We start from the raw sequence: 21,600 nt of genomic DNA, 5'->3' as shown, positions 1-21,600 counted from the left end.
GTGTGGTGCGATGTGGCAGACCGTGCGCGAGCCAAGCCCGATGGGGCCTATGAGGGCACTCTTTAGGCAGCCCACGAACGACGAGAGGACTACCCAAACTGCGTGTGACCGCGGGCGTATCGGAAGCTGCTTTCTTTGCTTACTTTCTTTGCAGCAGCAAAGAAAGTGAGTGCCGCCCCGCACAGGGGCAGTGCTAATAGACCACTAAGAAAACGGGATCCGGCGAAACACCGGAGCCGACACGAGAACGGGATCCAGCGACAACCCCGAGCCGACACGAAAGGACTAGCAAATGAGCCTGAAAGAACACCTGAAAGACCCGACGCTCTTGCGTCACGCAGCGTACATCGACGGCGAATGGCAACAAGCCGACAACGGCGAAACGTTTGAAGTGGTGAACCCGGCAACGGGAGAATCCCTCGGCAAAGTCCCCAACATGGGCGCAACCGAAACGCGCCGCGCGATCGATGCCGCCAACACCGCCTGGCCCGCCTGGCGCAAAAAAACCGCGAAGGAACGCGCGGCCATCCTGCGCCGCTGGTTCGACCTGATGATGGCAAACGCCGACGATCTCGCCCTCATCCTCACGACCGAGCAAGGCAAGCCGCTCGCCGAAGCCAAGGGCGAAATCACCTACGCGGCGTCGTTCATCGAATGGTTCGCGGAGGAAGGCAAGCGCGTCGCCGGCGATACGCTCGCCACGCCCGCTGCCGACAAGCGCATCGTCGTGACCAAGGAACCGATCGGCGTCTGCGCCGCAATCACGCCGTGGAACTTCCCCGCCGCGATGATCACGCGCAAGGTCGGACCGGCGCTCGCAGCCGGCTGCCCGATCGTCGTGAAGCCCGCCGAAGCAACGCCCTTCTCCGCATTCGCGCTCGCGGTGCTCGCAGAACGCGCGGGCCTGCCGAAAGGCGTGCTCAGCATCCTGACCGGCGATCCGAAAGCGATCGGCGGCGAAATGACGGGCAATCCGATCGTGCGCAAGCTGTCGTTCACCGGCTCGACGGCGGTCGGCCGTCTGCTGATGGCGCAAAGCGCGCCGACCGTCAAAAAGGTGACGCTGGAACTCGGCGGCAACGCACCGTTCATCGTATTCGACGACGCCGATCTCGACGCCGCCGTGGAAGGCGCGATTGCATCGAAATATCGGAATAGCGGACAAACCTGCGTGTGCACGAACCGCTTCTACGTCCACGAGCGCGTCTACGATGCCTTCGCGCAAAAGCTCGCGGCAGCCGCGAGCAAGCTCAAGGTCGGAAGCGGCACGGAAAGCGGCGTCGCGCTCGGGCCGCTCATCAACGAAGCGGCCGTGCAAAAGGTCGAATCGCATATCGCGGACGCGCTCGCGAAAGGCGCCGCGCTCGCTTCGGGCGGCAAGCGGCACACGCTCGGTCACGGGTTCTTCGAGCCGACCGTACTGACCGGCGTCACGCCGGACATGAAAGTGGCGAAGGAAGAAACTTTCGGCCCGCTCGCGCCGATCTTCAAATTCTCGTCCGACGATGAAGTCGTGCAGCTCGCCAACGACACCGAGTTCGGCCTCGCCGCGTACTTCTATAGCCGCGACATCGGCCGCATCTGGCGCGTCGCCGAAGCGCTGGAATACGGCATGGTGGGCATCAACACCGGCCTCATCTCGAACGAAGTCGCGCCGTTCGGCGGCGTGAAGCAGTCGGGCCTCGGGCGCGAAGGCTCGCATTACGGCATCGACGATTACGTCGTCATCAAGTATCTCTGCATGGCGGTGTGATCGCGTTTCGTTGACGCGAAAAGAAAAAGCCTCGGCGCTTTCGTGCCGAGGCTTTTTGCCGTTTAGAACGTCCTGCCGATCATTGTGCCGACGTCACTTGCACCGCCGTCGCCGACACGTACACCGCGTGGATCGTGTCGCCCTTCTTCAGCTTCTCGGCAGCCATGCCCGGCGTGAGGTCGAGCGTCTCGGTGCGCCATGCGCCGCGCAGCGTGATCTTGCGCTTCTTCACGTCGACGCTTTCGACGGTCGCGATCGTCTCGATGCGGCGCGTCGCATCGAAACCCGTCACGCCGTCGGCACCCACGGTCGGCTGATAGGTCGTCGTATCGATGCGCGTACGGTCGCCCTTGGCCGCGCCCGTCACTTTCTCGGCGCTGACGAGCAACGCGGCCTTGTAGGTGACGTCGATCTGGTCGCCGACTTTCAATTGCTCGAAGCCTTTGACTTCCTTGCCCACCTGGACGGTCGAATCACCGTTCGCGCCGCGCACCATCAGCGCGCGATTCGCGCGATCGATGCCGAGATCTGCGCCCGGATATGAACCGGCTGCTCCTGGCTCACGACTTGTTCCGCGGTCGCCGCCAGCGTTCTGTCTTGCGCGAGCGCCGTGCCCGTCGAAGCGACGATTGCGGACAGGGAAAGGATTGCAGCGGCACACAGTTTCAGATTCATTGAATGGACTCCTCGAATAAAAACGCGATGCGGAAATTCCGCCGTGCGACTGTCGCAACGACAGTCGAGGCGGCGTATTTATAACGTCCGCGCCGCGTGCGCCGAGCCATTCGAACGATATATTACGATTCGCCATCTTCTCCGCGACGCGCGTCGACAAAGGCGCGCCCGGCGTCTAACCGGTAGAATCGGCCCCATATCCGCCACGGGCGCGCGCCGCCCGTCTCCTTGCCGCTTCCCCGATCTCTCCAGGAGCGCTATGCGACGCTCGGCATTCTTTCTCCGCTTCATCGGCATCGGCGTTCTGTTTCATATCTATGTGGGCGTCCGGCTCATCCCGGATGCGCCCGTCGGCCTGCCGCTCAAGGTGCTGGCGGCGCTGTTGCTTGCGGCATCGGTCATCACGATTCCGCTCGGCATGGCGGCCCGGCAGATCGAACCGCAGTCGCTTGCGGATCGCCTCGCCTGGTTCGGGCTGACGGCGCTCGGTTTTTTCTCGTCGCTGCTCTTGCTGACCTTCGCGCGCGACGTGATGCTCCTCTTCGTGCATCTCGCCGACTGGCTGCGCGGCGCGCCCGTCGGTTCGCCGATGCTCGTCGGCTATAGCGCGCTCGCCGTGCCGCTCCTCGCCGTGCTCTTCTCCGCGATCGGTTTCTACAACGCGCGGCGGCGCGCGCCGGTCGTGAGCGTGGATGTGCCCATCGACAATCTCCCGGCCGCGCTCCAGGGTTTCACGATTGCGCAGATCAGCGACATCCACGTCGGCCCGACGATCAAGCGGCACTATGTGGAACGCATCGTCGCCGCCGTGAACGGGCTCGAACCTGATCTCATCGCCGTGACAGGCGATGTCGTCGACGGCAGCGTGCCGAATCTCGCCGATCACACACGCCCGCTCGCGGGCCTCAGCGCGCGGCATGGCGCGTTTCTCGTCACCGGGAATCACGAATATTACTCAGGCGCGGACAAGTGGATCGCCGAATTTCGGCGTCTCGGCCTGACCGTGCTGCTCAATCAGCATGTCGTGCTGAATCATGACGGCGCTCAAGCCGTGGTCGCGGGCGTCACGGATTTCAGCGCGGGCAGTTTCGATCCGGCGCATCGCAGCGATCCCGCGAAGGCGATCAGCGGCGCACCCGACGACGCCATCGTGCGCGTGCTGCTCGCGCACCAGCCGCGCAGCGCCACGGCCGCCGCCGAAGCGGGCTTCACGCTACAGCTCTCGGGGCACACGCATGGCGGTCAATTCCTGCCGTGGAATTTCTTCGTGCGGCTGCAACAGCCGTTCGTCGCCGGACTCGTTAAGTTCAACGGACTGTGGGTCTATACGAGCCGTGGAACCGGCTATTGGGGACCGCCCAAGCGGCTGGGCGCGCCTTCAGAGATCACGCTGGTTCGACTGGTTGCGGCTACGGCCGCATAAAAAAAGGGACGCGCGCCGTAGGGTGCGGCGCGCGTCCAGCGCTCGGGGACAAGCGCTACTCCCGATCACGGTGATGAACGGGCAACTCGATTGACGGGCGGGGCCCCGCCAGCGAGTAAGTGAAAAATAGGCGAACAGAAAAACCGAGGACATAAGAAATCTCCTAAACAATGAAACGCAGTTCGATTGTCACGGAGTCCGAATCTCCACTCACGCTTTCGCCGACATCGCCGCGGGCGTCGTCGCATAGACGCTTCTGTGCGGGGCGGTGCCCTCGCGCGGCCAGTGGGAGCGGGCGTCGAAGAACCATTCCGCGCGCTCGCGTCCCTTGCGCATCAACGCATGAATCAGCGCCGGATTGCGATCGAGCTTGGATGCATAGTCGAGCGGCCCGGGATAATCCTTCGCGTCGAGATGCATCTCCACGACGCGAACCTTGATCGGCTTGTAGCGCTTTTCGAGCGACGCATCGGCTGCAAGCAGTTCGTTCACGCGCGTCGTGAAGTAAAGCTCCTGCCCGAGCGCGAGATTGCCGGACAACTCGTTGCGACGGTCGATGATCTCGTTCATCGATTCAGGCAACTCGCGCCGATACTGCGGATTGATCTGCACGACCCAGATTTCGTCGGGCCGCGAATCGAGCGCGAAGTCGGTGAATTCGCGCACCGGCGGATTGCTGCTGAAGAGGCCGTCCCAGCACATGCGCCCATCGGCCGCGACCGCGCGATACAGCGGCGGCACCGCAGCCGAGGCGACCAATTGGTCCTGATCGAGCCTGTCGCCGGGAAAGATCACGCGGTCGCCCGAACGCACGTCCGTTGCGCCGACGAGAAGCGTCGGCTTCGCGCGCAGTTGCGGATCGGCGGGAAGCGACGCGAAAGGCAGATGCTTGGCGAGCAGTTCGCGCAGGCGTTCTTCGGCTATCGGCGGATACAGATACGGACTGATCTCCGCATTGACGGGCAAGCGTGCGTACCACGTACCGACCGCGTTGACGACGATATCCGGCCCGTCGCGCGCCTCCAGATCCTTCCAGAACGCGGCGAGACGCCGCCTGGCGTCGGGCGGGCCGCCGAGCAGCAGTCCGCACCACGCGAGCGCGCTGCACATCGCGCCGCCCGACGTGCCGGACAGCGCCACCAGTTCGAAGCGGTTGACGAACTCGCCGCTCAGCAGCCGGTCGAGCACGCCCGCGGCGAATGCCGCATGGCTGCCGCCGCCCTGACACGCGATCGCTACTTTGGGAATGGCCGCCATCGCCGCACCTCTCGCGTCCGTCGATATCGGACGTACGCTACAGGATAGGCGACACGCGCCGCTATGCCAGCGCGGCGAGCACCTGCTGCGTCGAACGAATACGCCCGATGCGCGGAAAGATGTAGCGGCAGGTCGATTCGTGCGTGTCGGCGTTGAGATCGCTCATCGCGTCCTCGACAAACACTTGCTGATAACCGCGCTCGTGCGCGCCGCGCGCCGTCGAATCGACGCCGATCGCCGTCGCGATGCCGCCCAGCACGATCGTGCCGATGCCGCGCCGGCGCAGATGCGAGTCGAGGTCGGTATTGTAGAACGCGCCCCACTGCCGCTTCGTGACGACGATATCGGTTGCTTGCACGTCCAGTTCCGCGCACAGGTCGCTCCAGCCCGCCGGCTCCGGCGCTTCCTGCGCCTGACCTGCGTCGGTGATCGGCCGCAAGCCGCCGGGGGCGTTCGGAAACGCGACCTTGACGAACACGACCGGCGCGCCGAGCGCACGAAAGCGGTCGGCGAGCGCGCGCGCATTGGCGAGCACGCTCGCGGCGGAGTGAGGTTGCACGGGCAAGGCGGCGATGCCCGCCTGCAAATCGATCAGCACGAGCGCGGTCTTCGCGGCATCGAGCTTGAGTTCAGGTGCGTTCATGGCGAGTCGGCTAGAAATGGATGGATGACTGCGCGATGTCAGGCTTCGTCGTGCAGGAATTCAAGCGCCGCGCCGTTCATGCAATAGCGCAGGCCGGTAGGTTTCGGACCGTCGTCGAAAACGTGGCCGAGATGCCCGCCACAGCGCCGGCAATGGACCTCGTTGCGCATGTGGCCGGTCGCGTCCGCGTGCGTCGCGACTGCGCCATCGACCGGTTTCCAGAAGCTCGGCCAGCCGGTGCCGCTATCGAATTTCGTCGCCGACGAAAACAGCGCGGATCCGCATCCCGCGCACGCGTATGTGCCGTCGCGGCGTTCCTTGAGCAGCGGGCTCGAGAACGGCGGCTCGGTGCCGCCGCGCCTCAGCACGCGGAATTGTTCCGACGACAGACGGCGCCGCCAGTCCGCGCTGGTGTGATCGATTTCGTACGATCTGGCGGGCGCCGAGGGAAACCCGCCCGTGAAGGCGGCCGCCATCGCACCGAGAAAATTGCGCTTCGTGCGCCTCATGATCTTCATACGATGAACGCCCTCATGCCTTGGTTGACAGCCGGCGCCGCGCTACGTCTTGAACCGGTATCCCGTCTTGAAGATCCACGCGACGATCGCGATAAACACCGCAAGAAACACCAGCGTCATGCCGAAACTCACGCCGACGTGGACATCGGCGAGTCCGTAAAAGCTCCACCGAAAGCCGCTGATCAGATAGACGACCGGATTGAACAACGCGACCGCCTTCCAGAACGGCGGCAGGATATTGATCGAATAGAAGCTGCCGCCGAGGAACGTGAGCGGCGTGACGATCAGCAGCGGAATGATCTGCAGCTTCTCGAAGCCGTCGGCCCAGATGCCGATGATGAACCCGAGCAGGCTGAACGTTACCGACGTGAGTAGCAGAAAGACGATCATCCACACCGGATGATCGATTCTGAGCGGCACAAATAACCGCGCGGTCAGAAGAATGATGAGCCCGAGAATGACGGACTTCGTCGCCGCCGCGCCGACATAGCTCACGACGAGCTCGAAGTACGACACCGGCGCGGACAGCAATTCGTAGATGGTGCCCGTGAACTTCGGGAAATAGATGCCGAACGACGCATTGGCGATGCTTTGCGTCAGCAGCGACAGCATCACGAGGCCGGGCACGATGAACGCGCCGTAGCTGATGCCGTCGACTTCCGGAATGCGCGAGCCGATGGCCGCGCCGAAGACGACGAAATAAAGCGATGTGGAAATGACCGGCGACACGATGCTTTGCATCAGCGTGCGCCCGGCGCGCGCCATCTCGAAACGGTAGATCGCGCGAACGGCGTATAGATTCATTTGGCTTCCCTGACGAGGCTCACGAAAATATCTTCAAGCGAGCTTTGCGTCGTTTGCAGATCCTTGAAACGCACGCCGGCTTCGTCGACGTGACGAAGCAGCGCAATAATGCGGCCCGGCTCGTCCTGCGCGTCATATGTGTACGTGAGTTCGCCGCCGTCCGCCGAACGCGCGAGGCCGTAGGGCTGAAGCTGCGTCGGAATTTCGGCGAGCGGATGTTCGAGTTGCAGCGTGAGCTTCTTCTGCCCGAGCTTGCGCATCAGCTCGCGCTTTTCCTCGACGAGCACGATTTCGCCGCGATTGATGACGCCGATGCGATCCGCCATCTCCTCCGCTTCCTCGATGTAGTGCGTCGTCAGGATGATGGTCACGCCGTTGCCCTGCAGCTCTCGCACAAGGTTCCACATGTCGCGGCGCAATTCGACGTCGACGCCCGCGGTCGGCTCGTCGAGAAACAGAATCTCCGGTTCGTGCGCGAGCGCCTTCGCTATCAGCACGCGCCGCTTCATGCCGCCCGAGAGCGTCATGATCTTGTTGTCCTTTTTCGCCCAGAGCGACAGCGATTTCAGCACCTTCTCAACGTAAGCCGGATTCTTCGGCCGCCCGAAAAGCCCGCGGCTGAACGACACGGTCGCCCAGACGGTTTCGAAGGCGTCGGTGGTGAGCTCCTGCGGCACGAGACCGATCATCGCGCGCGCGGCGCGATAGTCGGTGACGATATCGTGACCGGCGACGGTCACTTTGCCCTCGCTCGGATTGACGATGCCGCAGACGGTGCTGATGAGCGTCGTTTTGCCCGCCCCGTTCGGGCCGAGCAGCGCAAAAATCTCGCCGCGACGGATTTCGAGGTTGATGTCCCTGAGCGCGCGAAAGCCCGACCCGTAGGTCTTGGACAGATTGGAAACGGTGATGATGGTCGACATGGCGTGGACGATAGCAGATACCGCGCCTTCCGGCTTGAATGAAGGGGTCGGCCATTCGGCCAATGTTCGACGCGCGCGGCAGTGCATAAAATGGCCGTTCCCGAAAGGAGCCACATCATGCTGTTCGAACAGATCCAGACCTCGTGCCTCAACGACGCCGACCTGCCGTGGGTGCCGTTCACGCCGTACAGCGAGCGCGTGCTCGTCAAGTATTTCAAGCTCGACCCGGTTCGCGGCGAAGTCATCGCGATGATGAAGGCGCCGGCGAAAGGCGAGATGCCCCGTCATCGTCATACGGGAACCGTGATCGTCTATACGGTGCAGGGGCGCTGGAAATATCGCGAGCACGAGTGGATCGCGGAGCCGGGCAGCATCGTGTACGAGACGGCGGGTTCGAGCCACACGCCCGAGGCGCTGCCACCGGATTCGGGGGGCGCGGACATCGTCACGCTCAATATCATTCAGGGCGAACTGCTGTTCGTGAACGACAAGGGCCACGTCCTCGCCGCCGAAAACTGGAAAAGCGGACTCGACCGATACCTTGCGTTTTGCGACGCAAACGGCATCGCGCCAAAAGATCTGACCGCCTTTTCCGCTGGTTAGAATCGATGCCAGGACGCGCCTCGCGCGCTTTCGACCATTTCCGGTTTGCCGGCCGCACGCGCCGGCGCAGATCAAGGAGGAGCAAAAGCATGAAGATTCAGACCGTCGGCATCGTCGGCGCAGGAACCATGGGCAACGGCATCGCGCAGGTCGCCGCCGTCGCGGGCCTCAAGGTCGTGATGATCGACGTCACCGACGCCGCGCTCGCAAAAGGCATCAAAACGCTGACGGGCAGCCTCGAGCGGCTCGTGTCGAAGGACAAGCTGGAGGCATCGGCGCGCGACGCGGCGTTGACGCGCATCGAAACGTCGACCGATTACGGACGTCTCGCCGCAGCGGACATCGTCATCGAAGCCGCGACCGAGAACGCGGAGCTCAAGAACCGCATTCTGAAGCAGATCGAAGACGCCGCGCGCGCCGATGCGATCATCGCGTCGAACACGTCGTCGATTTCGATCACCGCGCTCGCCGCGACGCTCGCCACGCCCGAGCGCTTCATCGGCATGCACTTTTTCAATCCGGTGCCGCTCCTGCAACTCGTCGAAGTGATTCGCGGCGTGCAGACGAGCGATGAAACCGCGTCCGCCGTGCGCGAACTCACCGAGAAGCTCGACAAATCGCCGATCGGCGTGCGCAATTCGCCGGGCTTCGTCGTCAACCGCATTCTCGTGCCGATGATCAACGAAGCGTTCTTCGTGCTGTACGAAGGCGTCGCGAGCGCGGAGGAAATCGACGCCGGCATGAAGCTCGGCGCGAATCATCCGATCGGACCGCTCGCGCTCGCGGACCTGATCGGCCTCGACGTGTGCCTCTCGGTGATGGACGTGTTCCTCAAGGACTTCGGCGATTCCAAGTACCGCGCCTGCCCGCTGTTGCGCGAGCTCGTGTCGGCGGGACGCCTCGGTCGCAAGACGAAGCGCGGCGTGTATCAGTACGATTGAGAAGCGACGAAATCGAGCACCGGTCCGGCGGGCACGATGCCCGTCGGATTGATCGTCCGATGGCTCTCGTAGTAATGCCGCTTGATGTGCTCGAAGTTCACGGTCGCGGCGATGCCCGGCATCGCGTAAACGTCGCGCACGAACTTTGACAGATTCGGATAATCCGCGATGCGCCGCAGATTGCACTTGAAGTGGCCGAAGTACACGGCGTCGAAACGCACGAGCGTCGTGAAGAGGCGAATGTCGGCTTCGGTGAACCGGTCTCCTGCGATATGGCGGTGCGTGCCGAGGCGTTCTTCGAGAAAATCGAGCGTCTCGAAGAGCGGCATCACCGCTTCCTCGTAGGCGGCTTGCGTCGTCGCGAAACCCGCCTTGTAGACGCCATTGTTGACCGTGTCGTAAATGCGCGCGTTGAGCGTGTCGATCTCTTCGCGCAACTCGCGCGGATAGTAATCGCCCGGCTTCGCGCCGATGCCGTCGAACGCCGAATTCAGCATCCGAATGATTTCCGACGACTCGTTATTGACGATCGTCCCGCGCTGTTTGTCCCACAGAATCGGCACCGTGACGCGACCGGTGTAATGCGGATCGGCGGCGGTGTACACCTGATGCAGATAGCGCGCGCCGTTGATCGAATCGGGCACGACGCCCGGCGCGTCGTCGAAGGTCCAGCCGTTTTGGAGCATCAGCCAGTTGACGACCGATACGTCGATCATCGCTTCCAGCCCCTTGAGCGCGCGCATGATGAGCGTGCGATGCGCCCAAGGGCACGCGAGACTCACATACAGGTGATAACGCCCTGCCTCGGCCTTGAAGCCGGTATCGCCGTCCGCCGTGACCCAGTTGCGAAACGCCGCGTCCTTGCGCACGAAGCGTCCGCCCGTGGATGACGTGTCGTACCACTTGTCCTGCCATTTTCCGTCGACGAGCAGTCCCATTTCGATTCTCCTTGCGTGGGGTGGCGCAATCGGCGCGCCACGGCATTCATATCAATCAGTCTTGCTCGATGAAGCGCACGAGTTGCGCCATCGTCGCGTCCGGCGCTTCTTCCATCAGCCAGTGGCCCGCGCCCGGCACGACCACGCCTTGCACGTTCGTCGCGACGAGCTTCGCCTGATCGATCAGAAACGTGCCCGACGCGCGCTCGCCGGTGAGGACGAGCATCCGCATCGGAAGCGGCGTCTTCGCGAACGCGGCAAAATCGTCCGCGTCTTGCGGGAACCCATGAAAGTATTCGAAACCCGCGCGCATGCGGCCGTTGCGCGCGTATTGCGCCGAATAATAGCGGCGATCGGCTTCGCTCACCGAATGCGCGGGATCGGCGGCGAAGTCGTTCCAGAAGTGCTCGAAGAAAACGCGCTCGCGTCCGCGAACCAGCTTTTCGGGCGTGTCGCCGTAGAAATTGAAGTGCCATTTATCGCGCAACAGCCAGACTTTCTGCCAGTCGCCGACGCCCGGCAGAAACGCGTCCATCAGCACGATGCTTTCGACTTCGTCGGGATATTGCGCGGCGTACGCATACGCGACCATCAGCCCGATGTCATGCCCGACCAGCTTCACCTTGCGATAGCCCAGCGCTTGCACCATCGCGTGAATGTCTTGCGCGAGCGTCTTCTTGTCGTAGCCGGAAGCGGGCATCGCGGAGCCGCCCGCGCCCGGCAGATCCGGCGCGATTACGACGCGCTCACCGCCAAGACGCGTCATCAGCGGTTGCCACATGCGGCTCGTTTCCGTGTAGCCATGCAGGAGGACGACGGGCGTCGCGTCGCCGTGTCCAACTTGCAAATAGTGCAGTTCGACGCCGTTCGCATCGATCGTGCGGGAGTGGATCGCGCTCGCGGCGGCGACCGGTTGCGGCGGGCGCGGCGCGTTCGTGGCATACGCGGACGGTTGCAGCGCAGCGGCGGCGACAAGCATGCCAACGGCGCGGCGAATCGTGTACAGGAAGGTTTTCATCGTTCAGCTCCATCGAAGGTTCGGTTATCCGATGACGCTCAGGTTGGACCCCCGCCGCGCTTTTGCCGTACGATCCGGACGATGAACTCGTTCGATGGAGTCGAACATGTTGTCAGAGGAAGAACTCTCGCTGCTCGATGCGATTCGTGAAACCGGCAGCTTGTCGCGCGCGGCGGCGCGGCTCGGCAAGGCGCCGTCCACCGTGTCGCACGCGGCGCGGCAACTGGAAACACGTTTCGACGCGCTGCTCTTCGACCGGCGGCGTTATCGGCTGCAACTGACGCCCGCCGGACATCTTCTCGCCGATGAAGCCTCGCGCCTGATGCTCGACGTGTCGCGGCTCACGCAACGCGTGAAGCAGGTCGCGAGCGGCTGGGAAGACCGGCTGTGGCTCGTCTGCGATGAAATCCTCGAATTCGAGACGCTGCTGCCGGTCGTGCAGGCGTTCGACGCGCTCGGTTCCGGCGTGGCGCTGCGCATCACGCACGAAGTGCTCTCCGGCACCTGGGAAGCGTTGCGCGACGGCCGCGCGGATCTGATCGTCGGCGCGACCAACGAGCCGCCCGCGATTCCCGGTCTGCGCTGGTTCGAGCTCGGCGTGATGCAGTGGGTGTTCGCCGTGTCGCCGCGTCATCCGCTCGCGAGCGTCAGCGGGCCGCTCAAGCGCGAGCAGATCGCGGCGCATCGTGCGGTTGTCGTCGCGGATTCGTCGCGTTCGGCGGGACGCGCTTACGGCGTGCTCGGCGGTCAGGCCGCGCTCGCCGTGCCGACGATGCGCGCAAAAATTCTCGCCCAGCGGCAAGGCCTGGGCACGGGCTGGGTGCCGCGCTATCGCGTGCAGGCGTTGTTTGCGCGCGGCGAACTCGTCGAAAAGGAAACCGCCGATCCGCGCGAGCCGAACGTGTTGTATGTGGGCTGGCGCGGCGATCACGAAGGCCGCGCGCTGCAATGGTGGATCGAGCAGTTGCGGCAACCGCGTCTCGCGCAACGTCTCGTCGATGGCATCGACGCGTTCGCGTGACGCGGCCGCGTGTTCGCGAAACGGCCGAGGCCAGCGATTTGCAGCGCGTCGGCGCGCAACGCTCCCCGGCCGATTAACCCTTCGACAGCAACTCGACGACGCGCATCGAATGCGTCTGCTCGGCGATGTCCTTCGCTGTCAGGCCGCGATCGTCGCGCAGATCGCGTTTCGCGCCGCGCGCGAGCAACATCGACGCGGTTTCGTCGCGATCGTAGCCTGCCGCCCACATCAGCGCGGTCAGATGATTGCGATACGCCGCGTTCACATCGACACCGGCATCGAGCAGACGCTGCACGATCGCCGTGCGCCCCTGCCCCGCCGCGTATTCGATCGCCGTCTTGCCGACGCGATCCGTCGCGGCGACATCCGCGTGACGCGCGATCAACAGCGCGGCGATTTCGTCGTTGCCGTCGAAGGCCGCGGCCATCAGCGGCGTGATGCCCTGCACGTTGGCCTGGCTGACGTTCGCGCCGCGCTCGATCAGCATGCGCGCCATCGGCGCGAGGCCCTTCTTGCACGCGCTGATGAGCGGCGTGTCGCCGATGCGATTGCGCGAATCGATCGCCGCGCCTTCATCGAGCAAGCGCGCGACGGACGCCTGATCGCCTTCGCGCGTCGCGGAAAGCAGGCGTTCGTTGAGCGTGTAGGCGTCCTGTTGCGCGTAAGCGATCGCGCATGTCATCGACAGGAAAATGGTCAGCAAGCGTAGGCGTTTTGTCATGCGTCATTGCAGATTCGCGATGTAGTTCGCCAGATTCTCGATGTCGGCGTCGGTCAGATTCTTCGACACGCTCGTCATGTTGCCCGCGTCGTTGGTGCGCTTCCGGTCGCGGAAGTCCTGCAACTGCTTCACGATGTACGGATACTGCTGTCCCGCCACGCGCGGGATCTCGTTCTGCCCGGAGAAGCCGCCGAGATGGCACATCGTGCACAGAATCTCTTCGGACTTCTTCCTGCCCGCTTCCACTTTCACCGGGTCCGCCTTGAAATCGGCGGCGATGGGCTTTTGCGCGGCGAAGTAATCGGCGAGCACGTGCATGTCGTCGGGCGTGAGATTCGCGGCCATCGGCGACATCCGCGGATCGCTGCGGCGGCCCGCCTTGAAGTCGCGCAATTGCACATAAATGTAGCGCGACGTTTGCCCCGCGAGCGACGGATAATCGCCCGTCGTCGAATTGCCGTTGATGCCGTGGCACGATGTGCAGATGGCGGCCTTCGTCGCGGCAGCCGTCTGCGCGTCCGCGGCGCGCGAGAGCGACGGCAGCGACAACAGCAGACACGCGACGAGCCACAGCGCGTAGACGAGCCAGACACGCACGCGTTTCGATCGCTTCGAAGGCGTCATCATCAAGGCAGCGCGAACACGAGCAGGCTGTTGCCGCGCTTGAAGTCGAGCTGCGTGTTGCCGCCCGCCGCGACCGCGATGTACTGCTTGCCGTTCACCATGTACGACACCGCCGGCGCGTTGACCCCCGCGCCGCACTGGAACTCCCAGAGCTTGCGGCCGGTGGCGGCGTCGAAGGCGCGGAACAGGCCGTTGCCTTCGCCGTTGAAGACGAGCCCGCCCGCCGTCGCGAGTACGCCGCCGATCAACGGCTGATCCGTCTTGAAGCCCCACGCGATCTTGCCGGTATCGACGTTCACCGCAACGAGCCTGCCCCATTGCTGCTCGGAAGGAATCACCTTGAACGCGCCGCCGAGCCACAGCTTGCCGCCGGGGTACGCGACTTCCTCGACCTGATACGTCATCGGCTGATGCAGGTTCGCCGCATACGCCATGCGCGTCTTCGGGCTGAAGGCCATCGGCGACCATTCGACGCCGCCGTTCGCGCCCGGCAGCATCCGCGCGCCGGTGGGCGTCGGCAGTGTCCACACGCCTTCCTGCGGAATCATCGCTTCGGAGACGCGAATCAGCTTGCCGTCGCGGCGATCGTGCACATAGACGAAGCCCGTCTTGCCGCCGTGGATGATGCCCGGAATCATCTGCCCGTTCTTGTCCTTCACGTCGATGAGAATCGGCGGGCTCGCCGCGTCGAGATCCCATACGTCGTGCGCGATGTACTGGAAGTGCCACTTGTACTTGCCGCTGTCGAGATCGACGGCGACGAGCGAATCGGTATAGAGATTGTCGCCGGGACGAATCGCGCCGTAGAGGTCCGGCGACGGATTGCCGACCACGAAGTACACCGTGCGCGTCTTGCGATCGATCGCGGGCGCCATCCACACGCCGCCGCCGAGCGTCTTGTTGAAGTCGCCGCCCTTCTCCGCGAGCGTCTTCTTTTCCGCCGCGATGTCGCGCTTCATGTTGCGGCCGACGGCGTCGTTCTCGGCCCAGACGCCTTCGCTGCCGGTATCGGGAATCGTGTAGAACGTCCACAGCAACTGGCCGGAGTTCGCGTCGAACGCCTTCACGAAGCCGCGTATGCCGTACTCGCCGCCGTTCGTGCCGATCAGCACCTTGTCTTCGACGACGACGGGCGCCATCGTCTCCGAATAGCCTTCTTCGGGATCGGCGATCTGCGTCGACCAGAGCACGTTGCCGGTCTTCGCATCGAGCGCGACGAGCTTCGAATCGAGCGTGCCCATGAAGAGCCGGTCGCCCGAGATCGCCACGCCGCGATTGTTCGGACCGCAGCAGAACGTCGTGACCGGACCCATCTTGTGCTTGTAATGCCAGAACTCCTTGCCCGTGACCGCGTCGATCGCGTAGACGTGGTTGTAGGACGTGGTCAGGAACATCACACCGTTCGAGACGATCGGCGCGGTTTCCATCGACTCCATCACGGCGGTCTGGAAGATGAACGCCGGTTTGAGCTTGGCGACGTTCGACGTGTTGATCTGCGTCGCGGGCGCGTAGCGCGTTTCGGCATACGATCCGTTCGAATGCAGCCACGACGCGCTGTCGCCCGCGGCGCCGTCGAGCTGCTGCTGCGAGATGGATCGCAGCGAGCTCGGGACTGGCGAGGCTTGCGTCGTGTTGGCGTTCTGGATTTCGTCGGCGGCTTCGATTCCGGGCGATGTCACGATCCCGAAAGCACCGACGGCAACAATGAGCGCAACGAGCGAGGTACGGGAAAAACCGGCCATGTCAGTCTCCCAAATCGTTCTTGTGTGGGCCTCGTTATGCGCGGCGGAACATTGCGTGCCCTCTTCTGCGCCCGCAAAAAAGAATAGGCAATTTAAAAATGCATTTCCAGATTTCGTTAAAGGCGCGCGTTCGTTTCGGCACGCGCTGCACGAAGGGTATTTCAGGGGAAGACGGGCGCCGATTTTTAGTAGTATGGATTGGCGTGCCGTTATGATTGCGCCCGTCGATGCCGGGAGCGGCTTGCCGGATCGCCGGCTTTCGCTTATCGCTCGTTCATCCTCGTCACGCGCGTGGCCTTTGCGCGGGCGCCGCTTCGATCATCACCTTTATCCGGACGCATCATGCCCATCCTATCCAACGGACAGCCGAATCCGAATCCCCGCCAGCCGGTGGACATCGCGCGCATTCTGCTCGTCATCACGATCCTGACCGCGCTCACGGTCGGCAGTCTCTACGTGCTGCGCCCGTTCCTGCCGGGACTCATCTGGGCGACGACGATCGTCGTCGCGACCTGGCCGCTCATGCTCGCCGTGCAGCGCCGCTGCGGCAATCGCCGCTGGATCGCGACCACCGTCATGCTGCTGATGCTGCTGGTCGTCATCGTGCTGCCGCTCTATTCGGCGATCTCGACGCTCGCGGAGCACGGCGGCGAGATCATGGCCGCCGTCAAGAGTCTGCCGAGCTACGCGCTGCCGCCGCCGCCGGGCTGGATCCATGACGTGCCGCTCGTCGGCGCGCGCGTATCGAAGGAATGGCAGATGCTCTCCGACGCCGGCCCCGGCGGCCTGCTCGCGAAGCTCGAACCCTACGTGACGATCGTCGCGCGCTGGATGCTTTCGCATGCGGCCGTGGTCGGCGTGTTCGTCATGCACATGGTGATCACCGTCATCATCTCCGGCATTCTGTACACGAACGGCGAGGCGGCCGGCCGCTTCGTCACGCGCTTCGCGACGCGCATCGCCGTGCAGCGCGGCGCCGAAGCCGTCAAGCTCGCCGGCCTCGCGATCCGCGCGGTCGCGCTCGGCATCGTCGTGACGGCGGTCACGCAATCGGCGCTCGGCGGCATCGGGCTTGCGGTTGCGGGCGTGCCCGCCGCGGGCATCATCACCGCGGTCATGCTGATGCTCTGCCTCGCGCAGATCGGCCCGCTCCTGCCGCTGCTCGGCGGCGTTGCATGGCTCTTCTGGAACGGATCGACCGTCGTCGCTTCGATGCTGCTCGTGTGGTCGATCATGATCGCGATGCTCGATAACTTCCTGCGCCCCATTCTCATCAAGCGCGGCGTGAATCTCTCGATGCTGCTGATTCTCTCCGGCGTGCTCGGCGGGATGTTTGCATTCGGAATAGTCGGATTGTTCATCGGTCCGGTGATTCTCGCCGTGACGTCGACGATTCTGAACGCGTGGATCAACGAGCAACCGCCGCTGCCGCAAGTCGAAGCGATGAGTAACGAGGAAATCGCGGACACCCCGTCGGCGCGGGGTCTCGCGGATACATCGGGAAGACAGAGTTAATTGATAAAGATATTCTCGATTTGTCGCATTTTTTATCGACAATCGGAATGCGCTTAAATCGAGAATTCGGACTCTTACGAAAATGAGATTTTGTGCCGGTTAACACGGTGTTTCACGGTTTTTGGGCGATGCATATCCGTTACAATGCAATCCTTCGTTATTTGCCCGATTGAGGGCGCAGGGGATTGACCATGTCTTTGCGTGACGTGGACGACATCGATTACATCGGAGTGAATATTCTCTTCAAGCGCGTATATGTCGGGCTCTTCGACGATCTGGACTGGCGCGATGAAGAGAAGCATCAGGATTTGCTCACAAAGAAGATCGACCGCTACATCCGTTATATTCGTTCAGGCAAATTGCTGTTGAATTATCCGAAAGTTCGCGGCTATGAGATCGTGGTCGAATACGTGTCGATGCATCCCATGACGCCGTCGGGACTCGAATTCTGGAAATCGCGCGAACGCGTCGTGACCGACGCGGGTTACAAGGTGCATATCCGTGGCGTCGACGTGCGTCATTCGCTCGGCATTTCCGTCGATAAACCGGAGCGCGTCGCAGCCGAACCGGTCGAGCCGCCCGCGCTGGAAGTGCTCGATCCCGACCCGCGCATGCAGCAACTCGCCGACGTCGCCGACGTTTCGTATCTTCCGCCCTCGATGCCCAAATCGGGCCTGCCGCAGGCGCTGCCCCTGCTCAGGCGTCTCGCGATGCGTCAGGCGGCAAGCTACTGAACCAACTCCCGCGATCGAAAAAAGCGGCGTGGCTCGCATGAGCCCCGCCGCTTTTCCTTTGCGCGCGTGATCGCCGCTTCACATCGCGTTACTGCGCGCCGCTCAGCGCCGCTGTCGCGATCGACGGCACCGAAATGCCATTGGTCTTCGCGTACTGCACCGCTTGCGAGAGCGTCTGCATGAGCGACTGCAACTGCCCCGGCGCCGATTGCGCCACATAGCTCGCCGCCTGCACGGTCGACGGATTCGAACCCGCCTCCAGCAGCGACGACATGTTCATCGAATTCGTCACCGAGCCGAGATTCGATTGCAGGCCGGCGTACTGCTTTACGCCCTGCCCGAGCGACGCGAGGCCGTCGCTGAAGGTCTTCTTGCTGGCGGCTGTCGGCGGCGTCGCGGAGCCGTTCGTGAATGCCTGCATCAGCGATTGGGACACGCTCTGCTGCGTGCCGCCGAGTTGCGACAATACGCTCGTGCTCGGAACGGCGTTCCCGCCCGATGCGCCGGAGAGCAACCCCGCCGCCGATTGCGCCTGGCTCGCGACGCTCGACATGCCCATCGCCGAGGCGAGGGTCGACTGCCCGGTCAGCACTTGCTGGTTCGCGCCGACATAGCTTTGCAGAAGCGAATTCAGCGCCGAAGGCTGCGTCGCGCCGTTCGCGCCCGACGTCACGTCAGACTTGCCGCTCCCGAAGCCGAACTGTTGAAGATTGAGTTGTGCGTACGATGCCCCCGGCGCGATTACCGCAAATGCGATCCCAGCCGAAAGAAGCGCCGTTCGATACGTACGGTTCGCCATGTTCGGTTCCTCCTCAGAATTGTCCGATGTTCGATAAGCCCGATTCGACCATCGGTCATCTGGACGGTTCGCTGCAGAAACATTTGCTTGCGAATTCCGTCGAGAGGTCCCGCCTACAGATCGGCGAGCGGATGCATTTCCCTGCGCCACGGCGATGACAGGAAGTGCTGCACGCGCTCGGCGCGCACTTGCGCGAGCGTCGTCGGCGCGAAACGCGGCCGCTCGTCCTTGTCGATGATGAGCGCCCGCACGCCTTCGACGAAATCGCCGTCATCGATCGCGCGGTACACGACGCCGAGTTCCATGCGAAAGCAGTCCGCGAGCGACATCTGACGGCCACGCAAAAGCGCGTGATACGTGACTTCGAGCATCGTCGGCGAATGGCTTTCGAGCAGCGCGAGCGTCGCGCGCGCCCAGTCGGATTCATCCGTTGCGAGCGATGCGACGATGCGTTCCACGCCGCCCGTCGCGCACACGGCGAAATGGCGTTTGATTTGCGCGCGCATATCGTCGAGCGGCGCGTGCCGTTCGATATTCGCGCTCGGCACGAACACGCGCGCCACTTGCGTCATCGTGTCCTGCGCATCGTCCCAGCGGATAGCTTCGAGACGCTCGACGAAACTGCGCAGCCACGTCGACGGCACGCATTCGTCCGCGAGACCGACACGCCGCGCATCCGCGCCCGACAGACGCGCGCCCGTCAACCCGACGTAAAGCGCGAGATCGCGCGGCAGCACGCGCAGGAAATGCGTCGCGCCGACATCGGGCAACAGGCCGATGCGCGTCTCCGGCATCGCCATGCGCGTGCGCTCGGTCGCGATGCGCAACGCCGCGCCTTGCGCGAGGCCCATGCCGCCGCCCATCACGATGCCGTCCATCAGCGCGATAACCGGCTTCGCAAAGCGATGCACCGTGAAATCGAGCCGATATTCATCGATGAAAAACTTGAGCCACGGCGTCTCGTGATGCGGATCGTTGCGCGCCGCGTGATAGAGCTTGCGCACGTCGCCGCCCGCGCAAAACGCCTTCTCTCCCGCGCCGCGCAAGACGACCGCGGCGATCGAATCGTCCGCGGCGCATTGCGCGAAACGTTCGGCGAGATGCGCGATCATGCCGTGCGAGAGCGCGTTCAAGGCATGCGGACGGTCGAGTGTGACGATCGCCACGCGGTTCACGACCTCGAAGGCGACTTCGGGCGCGTCGCGTGAAAGTTCAAGCGTGCTCATGAATTCCTTTAGTCGGCCTTGCTGGTCTGGCGCAGCTCCGGGAAATCTTCCTCCCAGAACTCGAACTCGCCGCGCGCGCCGTCCTGCGTGCGCGCGATTTCCTGCCGGCGCAAATCGACGCGGCGAATCTTGCCGGAGATGGTCTTCGGCAATTCCGCGAATTCGAGCCGGCGGATGCGCTTGTACGGCGCGAGCCGTTCGCGCGAGAACGCGAACACGCTTTTCGCGAGTTCGGGTCCGATCGAATAGCCGTGACGCAGCGTGACGAACGCCTTCGGCACCGAAAGACGCAGCGGATCGGGACTCGGCACGACAGCCGCCTCGGCGATCGCTTCGTGCTCGATCAGCACGCTTTCCAGCTCGAACGGGCTCAAGCGGTAATCCGACGACTTGAACACGTCATCCGCGCGGCCGACGTAGACGAAGTAGCCGTCCGCGCCACGCGCGGCGACATCGGATGTGCGATAGAAGCCGCCTCGCATCGCGTTTTCGGTGGCCTTGGGGTTATCGGCGTAACCGGTCATCAGGCCGAGCGGCGGCGGATCGAGCGCGAGCGCGATTTCGCCTTCTTCGGCAGGATTGCCATCCGGATCGAGCAAGGCCACGCGATAACCCGGCAGCGGACGGCCCATCGAGCCCGGCACGAGCCGCTGGCCCGGCGTGTTGGCAATCTGCGCGGTGGTTTCGGTCTGGCCGTAGCCGTCGCGGATCGGCAATCCCCACGCATGCTGCACGCGCTCGATGATCTCCGGATTCAGCGGCTCGCCCGCCCCGACGATCTCGCGCAGCTTCACCTCGTACGACGCGAGTGGCTCCTGCACGAGCATGCGCCACACGGTCGGCGGCGCGCACAGCGTCGTGACTTCGTGCTTCACGAGCACATCGAGCGCGCGGGCGGCATCGAAACGGCTGAAGTTGTAGATGAACACGCACGCCTGCGCGTTCCACGGCGCGAAGAAGCAGCTCCACGCGTGTTTCGCCCAGCCGGGCGAGCTGATGTTCCAGTGGACGTCGCCGGGTTGCAGGCCGATCCAGTACATCGTCGAGAGATGCCCGACCGGATAACTCTGATGCGTATGCGCGACGAGCTTCGGCTTCGACGTCGTGCCGGACGTGAAGTACAGCAGATACGGATCGTTCGCGGACGTTTCGCCGTCCTTGGCGAATTCCGCCGATGCGTCGTACGCGGCTTCATACGCGAGCCAGCCGTCCTGCGCGCCGTCCACCGCGATGCGCAAGCCCGGTACGTCGATGACATCGAATTTCCTCGTTTCGGCTGCATCGACGATCACATGCTGCACGCCGCCTAGCGCGATGCGGTCGCGCAAATCCGCGCTCGCAAGCTGCGTCGTCGCGGGCAGGACGATCGCGCCCAGCTTCATCGCGGCGAGCATCGTGTCCCATAGCTCGACGCGATTCGGCAGCATCAGCAGAATGCGCTCGCCGCGTTTCACGTTCAGCCCCCGCAAATGATTCGCGACGCGCGCGGAACGCTCGCTCATCTGCGCAAACGAAAGCCGTGTCTCGTCGCCGCTTTCGCCGACGATCTGCAACGCAGGCGCGTCGTTGCCGCGCGCCATCGGATCGAAATAATCGAGCGCCCAGTTGAAGCGATCGAGCGACGGCCATCTGAAGTCGCGATACGCGGTGTCGTAGTCCGTGCGATGAGCAAACAGGAAGTCTCGTGCTTCGATGAATGCCTGGGCTTCGTTCATTGCGTCT

At 63.6% G+C, this 21,600-nt stretch carries 22 protein-coding genes; 7 read left to right on the top strand and 15 right to left on the bottom strand.

Annotated features, from left to right (window positions below; all coding sequences use genetic code 11):
- Positions 1 to 292 precede the first annotated feature (292 nt).
- A complete protein-coding gene (locus tag NCT05_RS16985; RefSeq protein WP_008353830.1) occupies positions 293 to 1,753 on the top strand; it encodes an NAD-dependent succinate-semialdehyde dehydrogenase in 1,461 nt (486 codons plus the stop codon).
- 79 nt (positions 1,754 to 1,832) lie between these two features.
- Here NCT05_RS16985 and NCT05_RS16980 read toward each other — a convergent pair whose 3' ends face one another.
- Both NCT05_RS16980 and NCT05_RS37020 read right to left on the bottom strand, forming a co-directional pair.
- Complete coding sequence (locus tag NCT05_RS16980; RefSeq protein ID WP_350030090.1) at positions 1,833 to 2,249, bottom strand: hypothetical protein; 417 nt, start codon at positions 2,247 to 2,249, stop codon at positions 1,833 to 1,835.
- Positions 2,249 to 2,428: a hypothetical protein gene (locus NCT05_RS37020; RefSeq protein ID WP_350029892.1), complete on the bottom strand. Its 180-nt coding sequence runs from the start codon at positions 2,426 to 2,428 to the stop codon at positions 2,249 to 2,251. Before NCT05_RS37020 ends, NCT05_RS16980 begins: the two co-directional genes overlap by 1 nt.
- 259 nt (positions 2,429 to 2,687) lie before the next feature.
- Between NCT05_RS37020 and NCT05_RS16975 the strand changes: the two genes are divergently transcribed.
- Positions 2,688 to 3,851, top strand: a complete 1,164-nt coding sequence (locus NCT05_RS16975; protein WP_008353835.1) for a metallophosphoesterase — start codon at positions 2,688 to 2,690, stop codon at positions 3,849 to 3,851.
- A 210-nt stretch (positions 3,852 to 4,061) separates the two neighbouring features.
- Here the strand turns inward: NCT05_RS16975 and NCT05_RS16970 are convergent, their stop codons facing one another.
- From NCT05_RS16970 to NCT05_RS16950, 5 genes are all read right to left on the bottom strand, one after another.
- Complete coding sequence (locus tag NCT05_RS16970) at positions 4,062 to 5,108, bottom strand: patatin-like phospholipase family protein (protein ID WP_250502761.1); 1,047 nt, start codon at positions 5,106 to 5,108, stop codon at positions 4,062 to 4,064.
- Positions 5,109 to 5,169: 61 nt separating this feature from the next.
- Complete coding sequence (locus tag NCT05_RS16965) at positions 5,170 to 5,751, bottom strand: hydrolase (protein ID WP_008353837.1); 582 nt, start codon at positions 5,749 to 5,751, stop codon at positions 5,170 to 5,172.
- Between the two features lie 38 nt (positions 5,752 to 5,789).
- Complete coding sequence (gene msrB, locus NCT05_RS16960; RefSeq protein WP_008353838.1) at positions 5,790 to 6,269, bottom strand: peptide-methionine (R)-S-oxide reductase MsrB; 480 nt, start codon at positions 6,267 to 6,269, stop codon at positions 5,790 to 5,792.
- Positions 6,270 to 6,311: 42 nt separating this feature from the next.
- A complete protein-coding gene (locus NCT05_RS16955; RefSeq protein ID WP_008353839.1) occupies positions 6,312 to 7,073 on the bottom strand; it encodes an ABC transporter permease in 762 nt (253 codons plus the stop codon).
- A complete protein-coding gene (locus NCT05_RS16950) occupies positions 7,070 to 7,996 on the bottom strand; it encodes an ABC transporter ATP-binding protein (protein ID WP_008353841.1) in 927 nt (308 codons plus the stop codon). Before NCT05_RS16950 ends, NCT05_RS16955 begins: the two co-directional genes overlap by 4 nt.
- 117 nt (positions 7,997 to 8,113) lie before the next feature.
- Here NCT05_RS16950 and NCT05_RS16945 point away from each other — a divergent pair, with 117 nt between their 5' ends.
- Both NCT05_RS16945 and NCT05_RS16940 read left to right on the top strand, forming a co-directional pair.
- A complete protein-coding gene (locus tag NCT05_RS16945; protein WP_008353843.1) occupies positions 8,114 to 8,599 on the top strand; it encodes a 2,4'-dihydroxyacetophenone dioxygenase family protein in 486 nt (161 codons plus the stop codon).
- Between the two features lie 89 nt (positions 8,600 to 8,688).
- Complete coding sequence (locus NCT05_RS16940; RefSeq protein ID WP_250502760.1) at positions 8,689 to 9,540, top strand: 3-hydroxybutyryl-CoA dehydrogenase; 852 nt, start codon at positions 8,689 to 8,691, stop codon at positions 9,538 to 9,540.
- Here the strand turns inward: NCT05_RS16940 and NCT05_RS16935 are convergent.
- Together NCT05_RS16935 and NCT05_RS16930 are read right to left on the bottom strand one after the other, a co-directional pair.
- A complete protein-coding gene (locus NCT05_RS16935) occupies positions 9,528 to 10,478 on the bottom strand; it encodes a glutathione S-transferase family protein (protein ID WP_008353845.1) in 951 nt (316 codons plus the stop codon). The two genes, NCT05_RS16940 and NCT05_RS16935, sit on opposite strands and share 13 nt — an antisense overlap.
- Before the next feature lie 55 nt (positions 10,479 to 10,533).
- Positions 10,534 to 11,496, bottom strand: coding sequence for an alpha/beta fold hydrolase (locus tag NCT05_RS16930; protein ID WP_250502759.1), 963 nt, complete (start codon positions 11,494 to 11,496; stop codon positions 10,534 to 10,536).
- A 106-nt stretch (positions 11,497 to 11,602) separates the two neighbouring features.
- Between NCT05_RS16930 and NCT05_RS16925 the strand changes: the two genes are divergently transcribed.
- The gene (locus NCT05_RS16925; RefSeq protein ID WP_008353847.1) at positions 11,603 to 12,517 is read left to right on the top strand and encodes a LysR family transcriptional regulator; all 915 of its coding nucleotides are present in this window, start codon (positions 11,603 to 11,605) and stop codon (positions 12,515 to 12,517) included.
- Positions 12,518 to 12,590: 73 nt separating this feature from the next.
- On the opposite strand, the gene NCT05_RS16920 is transcribed toward NCT05_RS16925, so the two are convergent.
- From NCT05_RS16920 to NCT05_RS16910, 3 genes are read right to left on the bottom strand one after another with little or no spacing between them, the layout of a single operon-like run.
- Positions 12,591 to 13,238, bottom strand: coding sequence for an ankyrin repeat domain-containing protein (locus tag NCT05_RS16920; protein WP_175983064.1), 648 nt, complete (start codon positions 13,236 to 13,238; stop codon positions 12,591 to 12,593).
- Between the two features lie 3 nt (positions 13,239 to 13,241).
- Positions 13,242 to 13,865: a c-type cytochrome gene (locus NCT05_RS16915; RefSeq protein ID WP_250502758.1), complete on the bottom strand. Its 624-nt coding sequence runs from the start codon at positions 13,863 to 13,865 to the stop codon at positions 13,242 to 13,244.
- Positions 13,865 to 15,604, bottom strand: a complete 1,740-nt coding sequence (locus tag NCT05_RS16910) for a pyrroloquinoline quinone-dependent dehydrogenase (RefSeq protein WP_250502757.1) — start codon at positions 15,602 to 15,604, stop codon at positions 13,865 to 13,867. Before NCT05_RS16910 ends, NCT05_RS16915 begins: the two co-directional genes overlap by 1 nt.
- A gap of 342 nt (positions 15,605 to 15,946) precedes the next feature.
- Here NCT05_RS16910 and ydiK point away from each other — a divergent pair, with 342 nt between their 5' ends.
- Positions 15,947 to 17,119: an AI-2E family transporter YdiK gene (gene ydiK, locus NCT05_RS16905; protein ID WP_250502756.1), complete on the top strand. Its 1,173-nt coding sequence runs from the start codon at positions 15,947 to 15,949 to the stop codon at positions 17,117 to 17,119.
- Between the two features lie 191 nt (positions 17,120 to 17,310).
- Positions 17,311 to 17,853: a DUF6572 domain-containing protein gene (locus tag NCT05_RS16900; RefSeq protein WP_008353854.1), complete on the top strand. Its 543-nt coding sequence runs from the start codon at positions 17,311 to 17,313 to the stop codon at positions 17,851 to 17,853.
- A gap of 88 nt (positions 17,854 to 17,941) precedes the next feature.
- Here NCT05_RS16900 and NCT05_RS16895 read toward each other — a convergent pair whose 3' ends face one another.
- The 3 genes from NCT05_RS16895 to NCT05_RS16885 form a co-directional block, all read right to left on the bottom strand.
- Positions 17,942 to 18,652, bottom strand: a complete 711-nt coding sequence (locus NCT05_RS16895; protein ID WP_008353855.1) for a hypothetical protein — start codon at positions 18,650 to 18,652, stop codon at positions 17,942 to 17,944.
- Between the two features lie 113 nt (positions 18,653 to 18,765).
- Positions 18,766 to 19,878: an enoyl-CoA hydratase/isomerase family protein gene (locus NCT05_RS16890; RefSeq protein ID WP_175983068.1), complete on the bottom strand. Its 1,113-nt coding sequence runs from the start codon at positions 19,876 to 19,878 to the stop codon at positions 18,766 to 18,768.
- Positions 19,879 to 19,886: 8 nt separating this feature from the next.
- The gene (locus NCT05_RS16885) at positions 19,887 to 21,593 is read right to left on the bottom strand and encodes an AMP-binding protein (protein ID WP_250502755.1); all 1,707 of its coding nucleotides are present in this window, start codon (positions 21,591 to 21,593) and stop codon (positions 19,887 to 19,889) included.
- Between the last annotated feature and the right edge of the window lie 7 nt (positions 21,594 to 21,600).

The organism is Caballeronia sp. AZ7_KS35 (assembly GCF_023631045.1).
GTDB lineage: Bacteria > Pseudomonadota > Gammaproteobacteria > Burkholderiales > Burkholderiaceae > Caballeronia > Caballeronia zhejiangensis.
Note: the sequence above shows the minus strand (reverse complement) of the source record. Positions and strands in the feature narration are given on the sequence as shown.